Annotated in this window: 17 protein-coding genes and 2 tRNA genes; 9 read left to right on the top strand and 10 right to left on the bottom strand. The window is 40.2% G+C overall.

The features are described from left to right. Entirely contained in the window at positions 1–291 is a 291-nt protein-coding gene (locus L3V41_RS00520) for a PilZ domain-containing protein (protein WP_193987498.1), read from the top strand. 3 nt (positions 292–294) lie between these two features. Here L3V41_RS00520 and L3V41_RS00515 read toward each other — a convergent pair whose 3' ends face one another. Beyond that, positions 295–1,485 (bottom strand): class I SAM-dependent methyltransferase, encoded by a 1,191-nt coding sequence (locus L3V41_RS00515; protein WP_193987497.1) that lies wholly within the window; start codon positions 1,483–1,485, stop codon positions 295–297. A gap of 135 nt (positions 1,486–1,620) precedes the next feature. On the opposite strand from L3V41_RS00515, the gene L3V41_RS00510 reads away from it, so the two are divergent. After that, positions 1,621–2,268 carry an HD domain-containing protein gene (locus L3V41_RS00510; RefSeq protein WP_062570008.1) on the top strand — a complete coding sequence of 216 codons (648 nt, stop codon included), beginning with the start codon at positions 1,621–1,623 and terminating at the stop codon, positions 2,266–2,268. Between the two features lie 2 nt (positions 2,269–2,270). Next, on the top strand, positions 2,271–2,663 hold the full coding sequence (locus L3V41_RS00505; protein WP_062570009.1) for a VOC family protein: 393 nt from the start codon (positions 2,271–2,273) through the stop codon (positions 2,661–2,663). 17 nt (positions 2,664–2,680) lie between these two features. Here L3V41_RS00505 and L3V41_RS00500 read toward each other — a convergent pair whose 3' ends face one another. Both L3V41_RS00500 and L3V41_RS00495 read right to left on the bottom strand, forming a co-directional pair. Further along, positions 2,681–3,670 carry a two-component system response regulator gene (locus tag L3V41_RS00500; RefSeq protein WP_062570010.1) on the bottom strand — a complete coding sequence of 330 codons (990 nt, stop codon included), beginning with the start codon at positions 3,668–3,670 and terminating at the stop codon, positions 2,681–2,683. Then, positions 3,667–6,996, bottom strand: a complete 3,330-nt coding sequence (locus tag L3V41_RS00495; protein ID WP_237127003.1) for a PAS domain S-box protein — start codon at positions 6,994–6,996, stop codon at positions 3,667–3,669. Before L3V41_RS00495 ends, L3V41_RS00500 begins: the two co-directional genes overlap by 4 nt. 137 nt (positions 6,997–7,133) lie before the next feature. Here L3V41_RS00495 and L3V41_RS00490 point away from each other — a divergent pair, with 137 nt between their 5' ends. After that, a complete protein-coding gene (locus L3V41_RS00490; RefSeq protein ID WP_062570012.1) occupies positions 7,134–8,204 on the top strand; it encodes a GGDEF domain-containing protein in 1,071 nt (356 codons plus the stop codon). Here the strand turns inward: L3V41_RS00490 and L3V41_RS00485 are convergent. Next, complete coding sequence (locus L3V41_RS00485; RefSeq protein WP_062570013.1) at positions 8,201–9,181, bottom strand: ion channel; 981 nt, start codon at positions 9,179–9,181, stop codon at positions 8,201–8,203. The genes L3V41_RS00490 and L3V41_RS00485 overlap by 4 nt on opposite strands. 88 nt (positions 9,182–9,269) lie before the next feature. Here L3V41_RS00485 and L3V41_RS00480 point away from each other — a divergent pair, with 88 nt between their 5' ends. Continuing rightward, positions 9,270–9,971 carry a SprT family zinc-dependent metalloprotease gene (locus L3V41_RS00480; RefSeq protein WP_237127002.1) on the top strand — a complete coding sequence of 234 codons (702 nt, stop codon included), beginning with the start codon at positions 9,270–9,272 and terminating at the stop codon, positions 9,969–9,971. Between the two features lie 41 nt (positions 9,972–10,012). Here the strand turns inward: L3V41_RS00480 and L3V41_RS00475 are convergent. Both L3V41_RS00475 and L3V41_RS00470 read right to left on the bottom strand, forming a co-directional pair. Then, positions 10,013–10,097 (bottom strand) — tRNA-Tyr (locus L3V41_RS00475). 48 nt (positions 10,098–10,145) lie between these two features. Beyond that, a tRNA-Tyr gene (locus L3V41_RS00470) sits at positions 10,146–10,230 on the bottom strand. 112 nt (positions 10,231–10,342) lie between these two features. Between L3V41_RS00470 and L3V41_RS00465 the strand changes: the two genes are divergently transcribed. The 4 genes from L3V41_RS00465 to L3V41_RS00450 all read left to right on the top strand — a co-directional run bounded on the left by L3V41_RS00465 (position 10,343) and on the right by L3V41_RS00450 (position 12,845). Further along, positions 10,343–10,858 (top strand): VC2046/SO_2500 family protein, encoded by a 516-nt coding sequence (locus tag L3V41_RS00465; protein ID WP_237114216.1) that lies wholly within the window; start codon positions 10,343–10,345, stop codon positions 10,856–10,858. Between the two features lie 161 nt (positions 10,859–11,019). Then, on the top strand, positions 11,020–11,319 hold the full coding sequence (locus L3V41_RS00460; RefSeq protein ID WP_062570016.1) for a DUF6172 family protein: 300 nt from the start codon (positions 11,020–11,022) through the stop codon (positions 11,317–11,319). A 66-nt stretch (positions 11,320–11,385) separates the two neighbouring features. Further along, a complete protein-coding gene (locus tag L3V41_RS00455) occupies positions 11,386–12,027 on the top strand; it encodes an alpha/beta hydrolase (RefSeq protein WP_237127001.1) in 642 nt (213 codons plus the stop codon). A gap of 2 nt (positions 12,028–12,029) precedes the next feature. After that, on the top strand, positions 12,030–12,845 hold the full coding sequence (locus tag L3V41_RS00450) for an alpha/beta hydrolase-fold protein (RefSeq protein ID WP_193987490.1): 816 nt from the start codon (positions 12,030–12,032) through the stop codon (positions 12,843–12,845). 11 nt (positions 12,846–12,856) lie between these two features. On the opposite strand, the gene L3V41_RS00445 is transcribed toward L3V41_RS00450, so the two are convergent. The 4 genes from L3V41_RS00445 to fadE all read right to left on the bottom strand — a co-directional run bounded on the left by L3V41_RS00445 (position 12,857) and on the right by fadE (position 18,710). Further along, positions 12,857–13,336: a YchJ family protein gene (locus L3V41_RS00445; RefSeq protein ID WP_062570019.1), complete on the bottom strand. Its 480-nt coding sequence runs from the start codon at positions 13,334–13,336 to the stop codon at positions 12,857–12,859. A 40-nt stretch (positions 13,337–13,376) separates the two neighbouring features. Next, on the bottom strand, positions 13,377–13,814 hold the full coding sequence (locus L3V41_RS00440) for a SulA-like leucine-rich domain-containing protein (RefSeq protein WP_062570020.1): 438 nt from the start codon (positions 13,812–13,814) through the stop codon (positions 13,377–13,379). Positions 13,815–14,116: 302 nt separating this feature from the next. After that, positions 14,117–16,042, bottom strand: a complete 1,926-nt coding sequence (locus L3V41_RS00435) for a S9 family peptidase (protein WP_237127000.1) — start codon at positions 16,040–16,042, stop codon at positions 14,117–14,119. 211 nt (positions 16,043–16,253) lie between these two features. Then, positions 16,254–18,710, bottom strand: a complete 2,457-nt coding sequence (gene fadE / locus L3V41_RS00430; RefSeq protein ID WP_237126999.1) for an acyl-CoA dehydrogenase FadE — start codon at positions 18,708–18,710, stop codon at positions 16,254–16,256. Positions 18,711–19,159 lie beyond the last annotated feature (449 nt).

Genomic DNA, 19,159 nt, shown 5'->3' with positions numbered 1-19,159 from the left:
ATGTTTCATGATGAAAAACGCGATTTTAGACGTATGCAAATCCACACACCTGCAAAACTCATCCCTTTAGAAAGTGGGAGTGAAATAGAGGCAACATGTACAGATTTAAGTGCCACAGGACTTGCAGTCAACCTTGATGACGTAGTGGAAGTAGGTAGCATGTTCCGCGTACTTATTGCTTCAACGAGCACGTCAATCACATCATTTGATGCAACAGCCAAAGTTATTAGAGCAACCAAGGAGCCAGATGGCTCCTTGAGTGCAGGGCTTGAAATTATCAGTTTTAACTAGTGCCTAGTAAACTTTACATATCAAGCCTTTTAGATAAAAACCTTCTGGGTAGCTGCCAGCAATAGGGTGGTCAGCTGCTTGGTTTAATCGCTCCATGATGAGCAGCTCTTTTCCTGCATCGAGGGCTGCATCAGCCACGACTTTTTGAAATAAATTCTGTTCCATTAAACCAGAGCACGAGAAAGTGAGTAATGTTCCACCTGGTTTTAGAATTTGCATCGCAATCATATTGATATCTTTATAACCACGACACGCACCGGTGAGCTGTGCTTTATTATCGGCGAATTTAGGTGGATCCATTACAATGGTATCAAATAGTTTACCTTCATCACGGTATTGGCGTAGTAACTTAAATACATCTTGCTTAACAAAGTCGACCTTATTTAGATCAAGGTTGTTATGCTCTACATTACGCTTAGCTGTATCAAGTGCAGGTTGTGATACATCAACATTGGTCACATGTTTACAGCCGCCTCGTAAGGCATAGAGCGAAAATGTGCCTGTGTAGCTAAAGCAGTTGAGAACGGTTTTATCTTTAGAAAAGCGTTCAAGGGCTGCACGGCTATCACGTTGATCTAGGTAAAAGCCTGTTTTATGACCTTCTAAAATATCTACTTCAAGCTTTAGTCCATTCTCTTCGATGAGCACAGGCTCAGTCGGGGGGTTACCCCAAAGCACGCCTTTTATTGGATCTAACCCTTCTTTAGTGCGCACGTCTACATCAGAACGCTCGTAGATATCAGAACCTGGAAAAATAGCCATTAACGCTGCTACAATCTCGCCTTTATGACGCTCAGCACCTGCACTCAGTAATTGGCATACTAGTACGTTATCAAATTTGTCGATGGTGATACCAGGTAGATAATCAGACTCAGCAGCACATAAACGAAAGCCTGTTAGGCCACCTTCGCTGATCACTTGCTGGCGTGCATCATAAGCACGGCGAAGACGTTTTTCGAAGAAGGCTTGGTCTATAACTTCGTGTTGGTCAAAGCTCCACACACGTGCGCGTATTTGTGATTGTGGGCTATATGCCGCTATTGCGAGAAATTTACCGTCATTATCATAAATAGTAACCGTATCGCCTAGCCCTGGTTTACCTTTTACTTTTTTAATGGCTTTAGAGAACACCCAAGGGTGCTTTCTTTTTAATGATTTTTCTCGTCCAGCTTGTAGGTAAATAGCAGATGACATAGGGATTCTCGCGTCAAATAAAAGGGGGCATAGTTTAATGAAGCACCGGCAAACATACAATGAATGTTTTGAACAAATCCAGTAACCACGGTAAAGTAAGCATAATTTCAATCAGTTAATGGTAACAGCCGCTTTATGCAGCCAAAAATAGACTTTGCAGAACTGGAAACTCAATGTCGAGATTTTATTCTATCTTTACTCCATGCCGATGTGGCACACGATATTAGCCATATTGAGCGAGTGGTGCGAGTTGCAAAACAGTTATGCATTGCTGAAAAGGCCTGTATGGAGGTTGTTCTTCCGGCTGCATGGTTACATGATTGTGTAGCGGTGGCAAAAAATCACCCTGATCGTTCAAAGGCATCGACCATGGCGGCGGATAAAGCGTTAAGCTTTCTCAGCTCGATAAATTACCCACAGCAATATTTCAATGCGATTCACCATGCTATAGCGGCACATAGTTTTAGCGCAAATATTGCTGTGCAAAGTGTTGAGGCACAAATAGTACAAGATGCAGATCGAATGGACGCACTCGGTGCTATTGGTGTTAGCCGCTGTATGAAAGTGGGCGGTTCTATTGGTCGCTATCTTTACCATAAAGATGATCCATTTTGTTTAAATCGCGAGCCAGACGATAGCAAATATACCCTAGATCACTTTTTTATAAAGCTATTACACATCAGTGAGAGCATGAATACCCCCTCAGCAAAAGATGAAGCGAATAGACGTACAGAGTATATGCAGGCCTTTTTAGAGCAGCTTAAATCAGAGATTGGAGAATGACAATGGCAGTTCCTTTGCTAAACGGGGTGGATCATTGCCACCTAAATGTTGATGATTTGGCGCAAGCGGTGACATGGTATCGAGATGTGTTGGGTTTTTCTGTGGTACCAGAGCTTGCGTTTTGGGATGAGGGAAAAGGCCCATTAACGCTTGAAGATCAAGCAAAAACGATTCGTCTCGCGCTATTTGAAGCATCAGGAAACAGTAAAGGTATTGCTTTTAGTGTAAACGCGGCGCAATTTCTAGCATGGCTTTCGCATCTATCAAAGTTCGATATTAAAACGGTCATCGCTGATCATGATGTGACTTATTCTATGTACTTTAAAGACTGTGCAGGCAACAGCCATGAAATCACCTCTCATGATTACGAGGGGATTAAAAAAGGTCTTGAATAAGACCTTTAAACCGCTTTTTAGCGAGAATAAGTATTTTTAATTTCGATGATAGAATCAATTTGACCAATAAATAAATCGATGAGTTGTGGGTCAAAGTGTTTGCCTGATTCAGCTTTTAGTAGCTCTACCGCTTTTTCAACTGGCCAAGCGTCTTTATAAGGGCGCACAGAGGTAAGTGCATCAAATACATCAGCAATACTCACTATTCGACCTTCAATACTGATCTCTTCGCCTTTTAAACCATACGGATAACCTGTTCCGTCCCATTTTTCGTGGTGCTCAAGAGCAAGCTTGTGCGCGAGTTGTAACAGGGGAGAGGGTGAGTCTTCAAGTATTTTTGCACCAATGATCGCATGTTGTTTCATATGCTCAAACTCTGTGGCATCTAAACGACCTGGCTTTAACAGTATCGAATCAGGGATACCAATTTTCCCTACATCATGCATGGGAGCTGCTTGCCTTAACTGCTCTGCTTGGTATTCGCTCATGCCATATGCTAATGCGAGGACTTTACTATAACGACTCATACGAGCAATGTGCTCACCCGTGTCGGTATCTTTATATTCGGCAGCACGACCCAGACGATTAATAAGATCAATATGCGCTAATTGAAGTTGTTCAGCTTGAATAAGTGATAAGTGTGTTTTAACGCGTGCACGCACAATTGCAGGGCTAATGGGCTTGGTGATGTAATCAACTGCACCCAACGCAAACCCTTCAGACTCGTCTTGCTCGTGTGCAAGTGCAGTCACAAAAATAACAGGAATATGTGCAGTGTGTTGATTAGACTTTAAAACCTTACATACTTCAAAACCATTCATATCAGGCATCATGATATCGAGTAAAATAAGTTTGGGTGGTTCATTTTCAATGAGTTGTAAGGCTAATTCACCCGATTTAGCAAATGACAACCTGTAATCATTGCCAAGAACTTCACGCATCACTTTTAAATTTGCAGGTTCATCGTCCACGACGAGAATTCTTTCACGTTCGGAAATGTGGCTCATGATAACTCCTTATGTTCAGTGATACTCTGTTTTAAATTCGCTAATACAGTGTTGGCTGCATCAAAATCGAAATTATCGAAGTGTTTGCAAATGTCAGCAACGGTTTCTTTATACCTGTGCGGTGCTAGAGCGTACACTTGACTAAGTAGCTCATCATCTATTTCAGCATGCTGTGCTTGCGTTTGTAATGTGTCAATTAAAGGTAAAAAATCATCGATAGCTACTTCATCATCTAATTGATTATCAGTGTTATCATCCTTCGTTTGTTCAACCATTGCCAACAGGGTATGCCATTCTGTTTCGCATGCAGCTAATTGTGATTGAGCTTGGCTATGATCTATTGTTTTTTCTACTCGAGACAGTAAATATACTAGATTCGTTAATGTTAAGTTCCCTGCAACACCTTTTAAAGTGTGCAAAATCATTTGCCGCTCTTTTTTATCCAGTGTGGCTTCTTTTAAACGTAGAACACTGTTTTTATGGTTAGCAAGGAATGCACTTATTTCAGTATTGAGTTTTTCCTTGCTGCCCCACATTTGAATGCCTTTCGCGTAATTAATATGCTGTTTTTCTAGTTGTGTACTTTGATTTGAAATTGCCTTGATCTCAAGGCCAAGCACCTTGGCTATTTCGTGATTTACTTGTTGAATATCGACAGGTTTATTTGCAAAACCGTTCATGCCTGCTTGTTTAGCCGTTAGCTTATCTTGCTGTAAAACGCTGGCTGTGAGGGCGATTATCGGTGTCTTTTTATGCTGTTTTTGTTGTTCAATGTCGCGAATTCTTTTAGTGGCAGTGATGCCGTCACATTCAGGCATATGAATATCCATTAAAATGACATCAAAATCCTGCTGCAAAAATAGCTCAATAGCTGCTAAACCATCACTGGCAGTGGTGACGGTATGTCCTGACTGAGAGAGCAAAATATTAAGTAACTCAACATTTTGTTCTATATCATCAACCACCATTATACGTAGTGGCGGTAGCGTAAACGGGTTGTTACTCAGGTTATCTACTTTATCAATGTCACCTTCGCTCAGTGCAAGGGTAAAGAAGAAACAACTTCCTTTTCCTTCTGTGCTAACAGCATTTATCGTTCCGCCCATAAGCTCGACGAGCTGCTTACTGATTGTTGTGCCAAGGCCTGTCCCACCAAAACGACGGGTCATAGTGCCATCTGCTTGTTCAAATGGCTGAAATATTGCCTTTAGTCGGCTTTTTGCGATGCCGATACCGGTATCTTGAACCTCAAAAAACAGGTGCTCATTTTGAGTTTTACTAACACTAATAGTAACAGAACCTGATTCTGTAAATTTGATAGCATTGCCTATAAGGTTATTTAAAACTTGGCGTAAACGAGCTTCATCACCTATGTAGACCGGCGCAATATTATCCGCAATTCTTAAATCAAGTAGCAGGTTTTTCCTTTTTGCCTCAAGCCAAAAAGTTGAAACAATATTGTCGAGTAGGGCTTGCAGATTGAAATGTTCGTAGTGTATGTCGAGTTTGCCTTTTTCTAGCTTGGCTGAATCGAGTACATCATTGAGTAAATGTAACAACGAACGTGCTGAGCTATTTACGGTCACAATATGTTTTTGCTGCTCTTTATTAAGTGGACTGTCCATTAATATATCGCTAAAACCGATAATTGCGTTCATCGGTGTGCGGATCTCATGGCTCATATTTGCCATGAAAGATTGCTTGGCTTGGGCAGCGGCTTCTGCTTCATGTTTCGCTTGCATAAGGGATTCTTCATACTCATGGCGATCTGTAATGTCTACCAGTACACCATCAATCCACTTTTCATCAGCATCGGCGGTTTCGTTGATAGAGCCTTGATCTAGAACCCACACTGTTTTACCACTGCGGTGACGAATACGATATTCAACAGCGTATTGATTATTCTTAGCAATAGCCTCGGCCATTACTTCTGAAATATGAGCTTCGTCGTCTTTATTGATGATGTCTGAAAAAGTGATGGCTTGAGATACAAACTCTTGGTGGCTATAACCTGTTAAGTCCATAACTCTTGGACTTATAAACAACATACTCCAATGATCGTCTAATAAACAGCGAAAAACAGCGCCAGGTGTGTTATTCATTAATGTGCGATATTGCTGTTCTTTTTCCTCTAAACTCTTTTGTAGCGCGCGCTGCTCTGTTAAGTCGGTTATGAAGCCTACGAATAATGTTTCTGCATCAGGTTGCTTAGCTTCGCCAAGGCCCAAGCGAATTGGAAATTGGTGGCCATCTTTATGTTTTGCGCATACTTCTCGATTTACGCCGATAACTTTTTTCAATTCATGATTTGCGCTGTTAGATAAAAAGCCATCATGTTGATTGGCAATGTCGTCATTCATGAGCATTTTAACATTTTTGCCTAGTACCTCTTCTTGGTTCCAACCGAAAATGCTCTCTGCCGACTTATTAAAGCTCAAGATAGTGCCTTTAATATCTATGGTGACAATACCATCTATAGCGGTACTCAATATGGCATCTAAGCGAGACTCCTCTGCTGATTTTTCAGCTAACAGCATACGATAACGGATCATACCGTTAATAATTCCGACGATAGCGGTGAGTAACACGGTTGCAAATGAAACACTCACGGCAATGAAAATCAGATGCGAGTTATCTTGGTTTTCAGAAAGGAAGGGCGAGGTTGCGACAAACCGTGTGGCAGCCATTCCCATATAATGCATTCCCGCAACGGCTAAGCCTAAAATGATGGCGCAGATGACACGGTTTTGTAATTGACTGAGACGCTTAACATGATCTCTTAAATGAAAACGAGCATACAAACCAATAAAAGAGAGTAGCACAGCAACAACGATAGAGGCAGCAAACCATAGTGGATCGTAACGAAGCAAAGGGCTTAATTCCATTGCTGCCATACCAGTGTAATGCATCGTGCCGATGCCAGCACCTAACAGTACAGAACTTATCAGTAGCTTTACGGTATGAGGAATATGACTGGCAGCTTTGTTACGTAAAAAAGACATACCCGTGTAACAGGTTAAAAAGGCAGGTACAAATGAGAAGAAGGTGAGCCCAGGGGAGTAGCTTATTTTAGTACACAGCGAAAAAGCCAGCATACCAATGAAATGCATACTCCAGATACCACCCGAGAGTATTAATGCGCTGGTTGCATTACTTAGCTTTTTATAGGAGTCAAAGCGGGTTCTGTCTGCTAGATCAATTAAGTGAAGTGAAAAATAAGCGGCAAATATAGCCGTTGCGATTGAGAGGATGACTAAACTCGGGTCATACACACCACTAATAATTAAGTTTGGATTTTGGTCAGTAATAAAAAATTTCGCTAGCATAATAACTCAATATCGCTGCATATCATTATAGTCTAATACAAATCTACATGAATTTAGAGAAAAACCTACTATGTGAGTACGTAGGTTTGATTTCATTAGCTATATTTAATTAACAGTTGTGTAGTTATAGGTCCTTTATGCGTAGAACTGAGCAGACATTAGTAGAACAAATGCACATAAACGATGTTGAAATTCAGCATCGAATGAGCCTTCTTGGCCTCACCCCGCAGAGCCTAAAGTCTTTGAGTAATTATAAAGCGGTGATTGAGTCATCAATTGAGAATATGGTTAATGAGTTTTACCAAAAACAAACCGAAGTCGACGAAATATCTTTACTGATTGGTGATGCGGATACACTGACTAGGCTAAGAGATGCACAGCGACAATACATTATTGATTTATTTTGTGGACGCTATGAACACGAGTATGTAAATAACCGACTGCGTATTGGTATGGTGCATAAACGGATTGGTGTTGAACCTAAGCTATACCTTTCGGCAGTGTGTACGCTCAAAGAAATAATTTTTGAGGTTTTGCGAACAACAATAATTGATCAAGCTGAGCTTAGTCTAACATTGCAAACAGTTGATAAATTGATTTACTTTGATACCACGCTGGTTTTCGATACTTACATTGATAGCCTTGTCGGTGAAATAGAAAATGCAAAACGTCGTACCGAGGTTTATGCTAAAGGGCTAGAAGAAAAGGTGGCACAGCGCACACAAGAGCTTGAAAAATTAGCGAAATTAGATCCTTTAACCAATTTATATAATCGTAGAGTAATGCAAGAGCTGTTACAGCGAGACCTCGCAAGAGCCAGACGACATAAACTACCTTTAACCATTGTGTATTTTGATTTAGATAACTTTAAAGCAGTAAATGATACTCAAGGCCATCTAAAAGGGGACGAAGTGCTGAAATATATAGGACAATATCTTCATGAAAATATTAGGGAAATCGATATTCCATGCCGCTATGGCGGAGATGAGTTTTGTATGATTTTACCTGACTGTGAAATACAAAATGCAATTATCATTTGCGATAAGCTAATAGCATCATTCGAAGCCCGTTATCCAGAACTTCATTTAAGTTTTGGTTTGGTTGCTGCCCCTCTCGATAGCACGGTTGATGCCGAGGAGCTAATTAATCGTGCAGACAAAAAAATGTATGAAGCAAAAAAACATCAAGGCTCGTTTATCGTTCACTAGCGCGTCATACGTTTTACAAATACCACCACAAACAATGCAAGAGAAAAGCTACCACAAAATGCTTCAATAGCCGCTATAAGTCTTGAAAGGCCAATAGGCGTGATGTCTCCATAGCCTAAGGTGGTAAAGGTAACGACACTAAAATAGATACTATTTAAAAGTGCTGATAAATTTTGTGAAAAGGAGTTATCAAAGTTTAGTTGCAAAACAGTATTGTCATAGCTCACGCCAAATAAAAAATAACAAATAGCACAACAGATTATCAGTGATAAGCTAAAGCGAATCACATTTTCAGGTTTTTCCCCATACCCACATAACATATCAATAAAGCTGGAGGTAATTTGCTTTGTAGAACCTTTGGGGTACTGTGCATGTCTCATGCGAAGTTCTTTATAAGTAAAGTTACCTGCGAGTTCAAAAAGGCCCTGATGTTCCGATGCTTTACGAAGATTTCGATAAATCTCTTCGGATTGTTCAAATAGATCATGTGCTTGACTATGTTGTTTATTTTTTCGCGCTTTAATTGCTTGCGATTCTTGTAATAACTTTTCTCCCAAATCAATATTATCGATGCGGCTATCGTTGAGTTTAACGCCAAGCAAGTTTGTGTCCTTCAAATCACAGTAATGCAGGCTCGCATTATGTAAATTTGCTTTCATGAGTGAGGCATTGGCAATTCTATTATTGAATAAATGTGCACCAGATAGGTTTGCTCGGTAAAAATTGCAGTAGGAGAGATCATAACCTTCTTCATCATCTTGCTTAATTAAGTTAAGCCCAGATAAGTTAGCTCTTTGTAATTGTAAGCCTTGTAATAACCCACCTTTTTTAGCGTAACGCTCCAATTTCTGCGTTAGTTCAAGCCCAGACTTATCAAATTTATTGTCGTGCCAAAAACAAAAGCCAGATCCCATATCAGTTTCTTGGCACTTTTTTCCTGTGGGAGAGGTATAACTACAACAGGGTTTATCAGGCATAAGAATGAAAACTTATTTGTTAGTCATATTTATAGATTAGCAGGTATTTTACAGGGTAAAATGTAATACCAAGATTTTATGCATTGAATTGGTTTATTTTTTGTTGGATTACACATTAAAACGCAGTAAACGTAGGAAAACAGTAGCGATTAAAGTAGCTCAGCAGCAGCTAACAGTCTACGCGCCGCACTTTGTACCACTAGGTGATATAGAGTCCTGGCTCGTGTCTAAAAAAGACTGGGTACAAGCACAAATTGCTAAGCAAGCGTCACAAGCACAAATGCAGCAGTTGCCATTGGAAACGGGCGTAATAAACTTATTTAACCAACCATTAGCAATTAAGCTTAATAAAGGCAGAAGTAGTCACTGGCAACAAAATGAACGCTCAAGTGAGCTGAGCTTATCAGTGTCATCACGTGTAAAGAATACAGAGAGTAAATATTTGTCATTACTGGAAGACTTTTTACATCACAAGCTAGAGAGCTACCTTGAAATGCGTATTCACGACTACTGCTTAAAAATGCAGGAGGCATTGCCAGAGCAGTTAAAAGTGCAACATTATAAACGTCGCTGGGGGAGCTGTAATCAACGTCGAGAGTTAACTTTCAACCTACACTTAGCCTGTGCGCCAACGTGGGTAATCGACTATGTAATTGTTCATGAACTTGCGCATTTAAAATATATGAATCACAGTTCTGTATTTTGGCAGCGTGTGAGTCGTTTTTACCCTGATTATAAAAAAGCAAGTCAGTGGTTAAAAGTAAACGGTAGTCAGTTACGATGGCAATGAGATAATAAAAAATAGATATAAAGAGAAGTCGTTTAGAAAAGTGGTGGAGGGAGCTGGATTCGAACCAGCGAAGGCTGAGCCGTCAGATTTACAGTCTGATCCCTTTGGCCGCTCGGGAACCCCTCCACACTAATTGTTATTGCATTTGGCCCCACTTAACTGAGCGTAGAAAAGTGGTGGAGGGAGCTGGATTCGAACCAGCGAAGGCTGAGCCGTCAGATTTACAGTCTGATCCCTTTGGCCGCTCGGGAACCCCTCCAATGCAACGGCGCTGATAATAGCAAACTGATTATTTAAGTAAAGAAAAAAACTAAAGAAAAATGGATTAATGCCGATAACTGGTTAATCTTGAAACTATTCGGCTAAAGTCTATGCAAATTGATGGTTTGTTACTCAATGAGAGTCAACTTGATAATCGTCTTAATAAAAGTGTTCATGAGCAACGCAGTGGAGAATTTGCTTTACTATTGGCAATGCTCTCTCATGATGTGCTCGACTTTAGTCAGTTTCACCTCCCAAAATCAGAGTTAGCTAACACCCAAATATCTGAGCAAGCGCTACGTAATGAATTAGGGGCGGGACCAAAGCAAGCATTAGCACCAGAGCAATTTGACATGTTAATTGGCGAGCAAAATGCTTTTCGTCTTCTAAGTGGTGGGCTTACAGATATACGTTTACGTCAATGTTTAAACCCAGAGCCACTGACAATTCGTGATGATAAATGCCATGTGCCGTTAAATGTCATTGATAATTGCGAACCTGCGGTTAGAAAGCGTCATTACACTAATAATAGTGTTACAGAGCGACCACAAATGGATGCAGCGGCTTTTTATGATGGCTTAAAAGACGAATCAATTCATCAACCTTTGTACTTAGCGACAGCTTAAACAATTAATTCAATTGTCATAACTTTCTTGTACGCTACAATAGGTAATATAGATAAATTTAAGCGTATTATTAAAAACTACAGCTAATTTTAAATGTGCTTGTTATAATGCGACCTAGTGGCTTTATGCCATGACTATTGAATCAAGTTATTAGGACCATAATGAAAAAAACATTCACGCTTAACCATGAGAAAATCAAATATCCTCGTATGGTTGATGCAGCCAAACACGAAGTAAAAAAATACTTAAAACGTGAACGCAACAAAACACTTCCTGAAGGGGCTGATTATTGGGCGTTTGACTGTAAGTTTGGCGAATCTGCAGAAGATGCTCAGGTTGTGCATGTGGCAGAGATCAACAAATGCATTAGCGATATTGAAGCCAAAGGACTTATGACGTTTTATGTTGAAATCTTAGCGCGTCCTGCACAGCGACAATTACAAGAGTTTGACGAAGAGTAAACGTCAAACGAGCGAATCTAAGAGTGGGCCTTATGGCCCATTTTTATTGCCTAGCTATGGATTAGTATGCGCTGTTTTTTATTACTGCTCGTTATTTGCGGATGCCAAGCCCAAGCAAATACGATTTATGATGAGCTTCCTAGTAGCTTCAATAGCAATGAGCATTATGTTTTTTATTCTCATGGTTACATCGTCGAAGGTGAGCACATTCGTCCACGCCATCCAAAATATGGCACTTATGATTTTCCTGCAATTAAAAAAGCACTAGCAGATCCAGCCTATAATTTAATTGCATACCACCGAAAAAAAGGCACAGCCCCGTTTTTATTTGCTAAAAAGCTAGCGGTTGATGTCGACACCTTATTAAAGGCAGGTGTTCCTGAGTCGCATATTAGTCTAGTTGGTTTTTCACGGGGTGGGGCATTATCGGTACTGGCAGCCAATGAACTTAAACGCACAAATATCAACTTAATAATATTAGCAGGTTGTGCCGGTTTAATTAAAAAGCATCCATCAGTTAGGGCATACGGTAAGGTTTACTCAATCTTTGAACGTTCAGATCAGGTTGGCTCTTGCCAATTTTTAATTGATAGGAGTGAAGCCACTAAGTTCGAAGAAATAAGCATTAATACAGGACTCTCTCATGGCGCATTTTATAAGCCAAAAGATGAGTGGGTGTTACCCGTTAAGAAATGGCTAAAGGATTAACGATGCCTAATATACTTTTTATTTTGATGTTCTGTATTTTTGGGACAAGCTTTACCACTTGGGCTGAACCCTATACTTTACCGCGCACTAATACAGTTTTGCTAAAAGATAAACATACAGAAAACGAATACCCCATTACTATCAAACTGCCACGTAGCTATCAAAAGCAAAACCAGAAACGTTACCCAGTGGTTTATCTGTTAGATGCCAATTACAGTTTACCCATAGCCTCCGGTGCCAGCCGCTTTATGATGAATTCAGGCTCTATTGAAGAGGTAATTCTTGTTGCTGTTGGTTATCAAAAGGGCATATCTGGGCTCGATAGCCGAATTCATGATTACACACCGTTTGTTGATAAGACGTGGAAACGTGCTACAGGGGGCGCAAAGCAACATTTAAATTACTTAAAACAGACTGTTATCCCTTATATTAACGCACATTATCGAACTGGCACGCAAAAGACGCTTGTCGGTAATTCGTTAGGGGGCCTGTTTGCTGCTTATACCTTATTTACCGAGCCGACGCTTTTTTCAAGCTATATACTGGGCAGCCCATCAGTGTGGTTTAAAGAAAACTCAATATTAGCTATGGCTGTAAAACCAGCTACCAACACTACAAAAGTTTACATCGCAGTGGGTGAGCTTGAAGAGAGTGAAGGTGAAAAAATGGTTTCTGGTACTAAACAATTAGTAGATAAAATTAATAAGCAAAGTGGCGAACACGTGATGACAAATTTATTTGTTATTCCACATGCCCACCACGCAACGGCTTTCCCTACAACGGCCAGTCAAGGTTTAGATTGGCTATATAAAAAGTGATTAGCCATGATTTAAATTGCGTGACATTTTTTATATTTTTTGCCACTACCGCAAGGGCATTCATCATTACGGCCAATTTTAATATCTGCAACGGGCGTTATATCACCATCTAGGTAACGCCATAGTCCATTTTCTTTAATAAAACGCGATTTCTCGTGTAACTCACAATACAAGTTTTGGTAAAAGTAATTTGCTTTAAATTCTACAAAACCTTCTTGCTCGTTATATTCAGTATCTAAAACGCTTAGTTTGGTAAAACGACAGCTATTAGCAAAATCTTTGATTTCGCGAACCGAGTTAGCGGCTTGTTGGCTTTGTGCATAGGTACTAAATACATATTTTGCATCTTTTAGCGCGTAAGCACTAAAACGAGAACGCATAAGTTGCTGTGGAGTATCAGCTTGGCTTGCGCCTGTATGAAATGGCTGGCAGCAAAGCTCGTAAGTCAATTCGCTGCCACAAGGACAAAGGGAGTGTGTGAGTGATGTCATAACAACTTACCTAAAACTATAAATTGTTATTTTAACAAGCCTATTGTGGCTGGGGTACTAAATTGTTTAATTGGGCGCTTTTTGTAAAACAATAAAACTTAGCAGATGCCTGCTCAAGGTTTAAATTCATAGCATCTAGTTGGTGGTTGTTTACAATATCTGTCCATGTGATCACAGCAGCAAAGTTACCGTTATGTAATGCTGAGCTAAGTACGTACTCAAGGTTAACTAAATGCTTTTGTCTGATCACAAGTAGTTTGCTGGTATCAATCGAACACGAATCTAATAATGCTTTGCTAGGAACATGATCAGGGGCAATTAATAGTGTCCATGCATTTTGGCTATTGTAATGATGCAATACTTTTAATAGCTCAAAGGTTGCTGATATTTCGTCTTCAATTTGAATTAAATTAACAGACGCTTTGTCGTTATCTTGTTGGTAGCTTTTAACTGTTCTTAATGTAATTGGCTGTAACATAACTTTCACTCACTGGTTGTTTATACAGTATGTGTATACAGTAGTTTATACAGTGTTTTTGCGCAAGTACTTTTTTGCTATTTTTTAACCAATAGTTCAGTTTTATTTTAATTAAAAATATTTAGTTGTTATTAAACAGTTGGTTATGGTTTTGTTTTGAAGGTTGAAAAAGGTGAGAAATTTACCACTAAAGCTATACAGTGTTTTGCACAGTACTGTATGAACTACTAAATTTTGCTTATATACAGGTATTTTGCATAAAAAAGCCGGTATAAAACCGGCCTTTAATCTTTACTATTTTACTACTTATCTAAGTAGGTATTTAAAAACTCAAGGTATGCGTTTGAGGCCTTTATGCGGTTTTCCTTTTTAGTAAAACCATGGCCTTCATCATCAAATAACACATAGTCGACAGGCACACCATTTGCCTTTACAGCGGCAACAAGTTCATCGCTTTCAACTTGTAAAACCCGTGGGTCGTTAGCACCTTGGATCACCATTAATGGTTTAGTGATGTTTTTAGCGTGAAAGAGTGGCGAAATTGCACGGTGACGTTCGCCGTCTGTAGCTGGATCGCCCATTTCATCATACAGCGCCTTTTTAAAACTTTCCCACCATGGTGGAATCGAGTTTAAGGTTCTAACCCAGTTTGTCACACCAAAGATATTGATGCCTACTTTGAATTCTTCAGGTTCGAAGGCAAGTGCTGCAGCGGTCATAAAGCCACCGTAACTCCCTCCCATGATGCCAATTTTGTCTGCATCAACCCAATCTAGGCTTTGCAGGTGCTTTTTACCATAAACGATATCTTGTAAATCGTCAGTGCCATGTTTTTTGTCATCTAAATGGAAGAAGGTTTTACCGTAACCTGAGCTGCCACGATTATTGACTGCAAAAATGGCATAACCATGATTGACTAGATGCTGCTGCATTGCACTATAACCTGTGCGGCTTTGTCCGCCTGGGCCGCCATGCACCCAAACTAAAGCTGGTACTTTGTTATTGCTGTTAGCTTGCTTAGGCTTATATAAAACCCCAGGGATTTCTAAACCATCAAAACTTTTAAAGCGTACAATTGTGCTTTCAACTAAGTCATTTTGATCAATCGCATCACTTAATGTGTTGGTTAACTGTTTCGCTTTCGACTCACCGAGTTGCCACACAAATAAGTTGCTTGGTGAGGTATCTGAATTCAAGTAAAACGCCATGGTTTTTTCATCAGCAGAGAAGTTTACACCACGTAAGTTACCAGCCGGTAATGATGGCATAGCAATGCCTTTACCTGTGGTGGTATCGATTATCGACACCTTAGTGCTCGCGTCAGCATTAACACCACTTACTTGATAACGACCAGATTTAGAGAAGTAAATAAAGCTCACATCCCATTCATCTTTGAGGGCAGGGCTATGCTCGCTAGTCGTTAAATCATAGCGCCAAATTTCTGCAAACTCACCTTTGGCATCGGTTGAGTAATACAGTGATTTACTGTCTCTTGAGAAGGTTTCAGGAGAGTATTTGGCATCGTTGTCATGGCGAGTGATGAGTTCTGGTTTAAGCGTTTTTTTGCGAGTATCAAGAATGAATACATCGCTGTCTTTGTTAGAATTGTTTTTCGATAAAGCAATAAAACGGCCATCAGGGCTGATTGCACCGACATCAAGCCCCATAGTATTTTGATAAACAGGGGTCACTTCATAGCTGTTAGCATCAACGCGGTACAGATCCATAAACTTAGCGTCGCGTTGATTGCTGGTTATAAAGAAGTGCTTACCATCTTCAGTAAAGCCAGCAAACCCTGCTCTAGTTTCTTCACCTGGGGTGAGGTCTTTAACTGTGCCATCGGTTTCACGAACATAGATGTGATAACGCTCGTTACCCCCTGAGTCTTTAGTAAATAATACGCGCTCATCATTAGGAAAATAAGCGACTGCATAAGTACTGTCTTCAAAATCGGTTAAACGGGTTTTCTTGGCGGTTTTAATATCGACTTCGTACAAGCTATAAATACCGCTTTCGTCGCTGCTTATTAGTACTTTGTCGCTCTTCGGTGAAAAACTGCTACCCATAATTGAGGTTGTATCAAAAAAGGTCTCAGCATCATATTGTTTAACTGTTTGGACTTGCTGTTGGTTATTAGTATTAGTTGTTGATTGGTTTGACTGTGAACATCCTGCTATTGCAAGGCTGAGCGCACAAGCAATGGCTGCTAATTGGAAACTCGGTTTCATTGTAATTATTCCTTTTTATTTTTCCGCAATAGAGTCTTACTTGTTCAATTTATAAACGCAAGCCTTCGAGCGTTGATATTTGTTACAAATCATGTAACTAAATGTGGACACTAAGGAAATTGATAGAAGAGAAGGAGGTTACAGTTACAAAAAAACCAGCGCATTATGCGCTGGTTTGGTTTGTTATAACAATTGGAATAATGTTTATTGCTTAAGCAGCATTCGCATTTTTATTGCCTTCGCCACGAGCAACTTTACCAGCAACTAAGTCAGCAGGGTCAAAGTCGTCAACGTTAATAACGTCAAGACGGGCTTTTTCAACTGCGGCTAGTTTGTCGGCTTCTGCTTGGCTTAAAATGCCTGCCTCCAGACCCATTTGCGCTACTTTATCAAGTTGGAAGAAAGGCAGTTTTACACCTTTTTCACGACATACCTTATTAAACAGTGGTTCAACTTCGAGTACGTCTTTAAGCGTTTGCTCTTGACGACCCACAAGGTTAAGCGGCTCGTTTTTAAGGTAAATGTAGTTAGCTAAACGGTTACGAGTTTCGCTTGGTACTTGTAATAAGTGAGCAAGTTTGTGCTCAAGTTTATCAGTAGGCTTACGAACAGGACGACCGAATGGGAATAACATGATTTTTAGCATTGCACGAAGTGGTGCAGATGGCATGTTATTGATTAAGTCAGCAAGTGCACGTTGGCAGTGATAAAGGTGATCTTGGCAGCTCCATTGAACAAGCGCAAAATCTTCTTTTTTACGGCCTTCATCGTTGTAACGTTTAAGTGTTGCAGATACAAGGTATAAGTAGCTTAGTAAGTCACCTAAACGTGCAGAGATACGCTCTTTACGCTTCAATGAACCACCAAATACCGCCATGCTGATATCTGACATTAATGCTAATGACGCACTGAAACGTGACGCAATACGGTAGAATTCAGCTGTTTCGTCTTTGTATGGCGTGCTTGTGAAGCGAGCATTAGTAAAGGCTAACCACTTAGTACGAACTAGGTTCGAAATTGTAAAGCCAATGTGGCCCATTAACGCTTTATCGAATACTGACAATGCTTCTTCACGGTCTTCAATCGCACAAGCACCAAGCTCAGTTAACACGAATGGATGGCAGCGAATCGCACCTTGACCATAAATGATCATGTTACGCGTTAAGATGTTTGCACCTTCTACGGTAATTGCAATTGGCGCACCTTGGTAGCCACGGCCTAAGTAGTTGTTTGGACCAAGCATAATGCCTTTACCACCATGAACATCCATGCCGTGAATCGTTGCTTCACGCATTTGCTCAGTTAAGTGATATTTGATAATCGCAGATACAACCGATGGCTTTTCACCAAGGTCAACAGCACCTGTAGACATGCTTACAGCTGCATCAGAGCTGTACGCGTAACCTGCCAGTTTTGCTAATGACTCTTCAACACCTTCCATTTGACCAATAGGTAAACGGAATTGACGACGAATACGGCTGTAAGAACCTGTTGCAAGCGCAATTGTTTTAATGCCACCTGTTGAGTTAGACGGCAATGTGATTGCACGACCAACAGATAAACATTCAACAAGCATACGCCAGCCTTGACCCGCCATTTTCGGGCCACCAATGATGTAATCAAGTGGTACGAAGATGTCTTTACCGCGAGTAGGACCATTCTGGAATGGAACATTTAGCGGGAAGTGACGACGGCCAATTTCTACTCCTGGAGTATCTGTTGGGATAAGCGCACAGGTAATACCAGGTTCTTTGTCTTCACCAAGTAAACCGTCTGGATCTTGTAGTTTAAATGCAAGGCCAAGTACAGTCGCAACAGGGGCAAGAGTAATGTAACGCTTGTTCCACGTTAGGCTAATACCGACAACTTCTTCACCGTTCCATTGACCTTTACATACAACACCGTAATCAGGAATTGCACTTGCGTCAGAACCTGCTTCTGGTGATGTTAAAGCAAAGCATGGAATTTCTTGACCACTTGCAAGGCGAGGTAAGTAATGATCTTTTTGCTCTTTAGTACCATAGTGCTGAAGTAGCTCACCAGGGCCTAACGAGTTAGGTACACCTACGATAGAAGATAGTAACGTTGATTTACTTGTTAGCTTTTGCAGTACACATGATTGTGCATAAGCAGAAAACTCTAAACCGCCGTATTCTTTTTTGATGATCATGGCAAAGAATTTATTATCTTTTAGGTATTGCCAAACATCTTGCGGTAAATCAGTTAGTTCGTGTGTTGCGTGCCAGTCATCTAGCATGCTACATACTTCTTCAACTGGACCATCAATAAACGCTTGCTCTTCGATTGTTAATTTCGGAGCAGGGTACTGATGTAATTTGTTCCAGTCAGGACGGCCACAAAATAGCTCCGCTTCCCACCATGTAGTACCAGCATCAATGGCTGATTTTTCAGTATCCGACATAGTCGGTGTTACTTTTTTAAACGCAGCAAAGATTGGTTTAATGATGTATTGTTGACGAATGCTAGTCACAGAAAGTGGCACAGCAATAAGTAAGAATAGTAGCCAACTAATTGCGCCAAACGCGCCAGCAAATGTGCCAACAAGTAAAGTCGCAATGGCAATACCTAAACAGGTATTCCAGCTTGATCTGTGGTAACTCGCAACGCTAAGCAGCACGAGTAAACCTAGTAAAAATATGAGAGTCATTGATTATTCCTTAATAGAGGTCAGACCACCTCTTTTAGAGTAGCGCTAGAACAAGCAATTATCAAGAGGGGAACAAGGATAAAAACAGTAATTACTGCTGTGTTTGTTTGAACAAGTTGTACATTAGATCAAAGTAAGCTGATTTAAGGAGTTATTTTTGAAATTACCATCATATATTTAATAGTTTACCCATCGAGTTTATAAAAAATTAGGGAGCTAGTTGCTAACAGTGCCACTATGTTTAACAATAGCTGCGAGCAAAGCTGCATTGCGATGCAATTCTTTCATTATGTATATAGGTATAGAGTTTTATATGTGAGTTGCTTGGCATGTCCATTTTTTAGGTTTTATTTAGTATTAAATTATCGTAACCCATCATAAGTCCCCGTATTTACTAGTCTAAAGCTGTTCATTCTATCTGATCCTGTTATTGTTATCGCATACTAAAC

It is taken from the genome of Pseudoalteromonas sp. L21 (genome assembly GCF_021728035.1).
Taxonomy (GTDB): domain Bacteria; phylum Pseudomonadota; class Gammaproteobacteria; order Enterobacterales; family Alteromonadaceae; genus Pseudoalteromonas; species Pseudoalteromonas arabiensis.
The sequence above is the reverse complement of the archived record's forward strand: the minus strand, read 5'-3'. Positions and strand labels throughout refer to the sequence as shown.

Excerpts from the sequence above, each read along its gene's own strand:
- L3V41_RS00520 (WP_193987498.1), top strand. The coding sequence starts at position 1 with ATGTTTCATGATGAAAAACGCGATTTTAGACGTATGCAAATCCACACA.
- L3V41_RS00515 (WP_193987497.1), bottom strand. The coding sequence starts at position 1,485 with ATGTCATCTGCTATTTACCTACAAGCTGGACGAGAAAAATCATTAAAA.
- L3V41_RS00510 (WP_062570008.1), top strand. The coding sequence starts at position 1,621 with ATGCAGCCAAAAATAGACTTTGCAGAACTGGAAACTCAATGTCGAGAT.
- L3V41_RS00505 (WP_062570009.1), top strand. The coding sequence starts at position 2,271 with ATGGCAGTTCCTTTGCTAAACGGGGTGGATCATTGCCACCTAAATGTT.
- L3V41_RS00500 (WP_062570010.1), bottom strand. The coding sequence starts at position 3,670 with ATGAGCCACATTTCCGAACGTGAAAGAATTCTCGTCGTGGACGATGAA.
- L3V41_RS00495 (WP_237127003.1), bottom strand. The coding sequence starts at position 6,996 with ATGCTAGCGAAATTTTTTATTACTGACCAAAATCCAAACTTAATTATT.
- L3V41_RS00490 (WP_062570012.1), top strand. The coding sequence starts at position 7,134 with ATGCGTAGAACTGAGCAGACATTAGTAGAACAAATGCACATAAACGAT.
- L3V41_RS00485 (WP_062570013.1), bottom strand. The coding sequence starts at position 9,181 with ATGCCTGATAAACCCTGTTGTAGTTATACCTCTCCCACAGGAAAAAAG.
- L3V41_RS00465 (WP_237114216.1), top strand. The coding sequence starts at position 10,343 with ATGCAAATTGATGGTTTGTTACTCAATGAGAGTCAACTTGATAATCGT.
- L3V41_RS00460 (WP_062570016.1), top strand. The coding sequence starts at position 11,020 with ATGAAAAAAACATTCACGCTTAACCATGAGAAAATCAAATATCCTCGT.
- L3V41_RS00455 (WP_237127001.1), top strand. The coding sequence starts at position 11,386 with ATGCGCTGTTTTTTATTACTGCTCGTTATTTGCGGATGCCAAGCCCAA.
- L3V41_RS00450 (WP_193987490.1), top strand. The coding sequence starts at position 12,030 with ATGCCTAATATACTTTTTATTTTGATGTTCTGTATTTTTGGGACAAGC.
- L3V41_RS00445 (WP_062570019.1), bottom strand. The coding sequence starts at position 13,336 with ATGACATCACTCACACACTCCCTTTGTCCTTGTGGCAGCGAATTGACT.
- L3V41_RS00440 (WP_062570020.1), bottom strand. The coding sequence starts at position 13,814 with ATGTTACAGCCAATTACATTAAGAACAGTTAAAAGCTACCAACAAGAT.
- L3V41_RS00435 (WP_237127000.1), bottom strand. The coding sequence starts at position 16,042 with ATGAAACCGAGTTTCCAATTAGCAGCCATTGCTTGTGCGCTCAGCCTT.
- fadE (WP_237126999.1), bottom strand. The coding sequence starts at position 18,710 with ATGACTCTCATATTTTTACTAGGTTTACTCGTGCTGCTTAGCGTTGCG.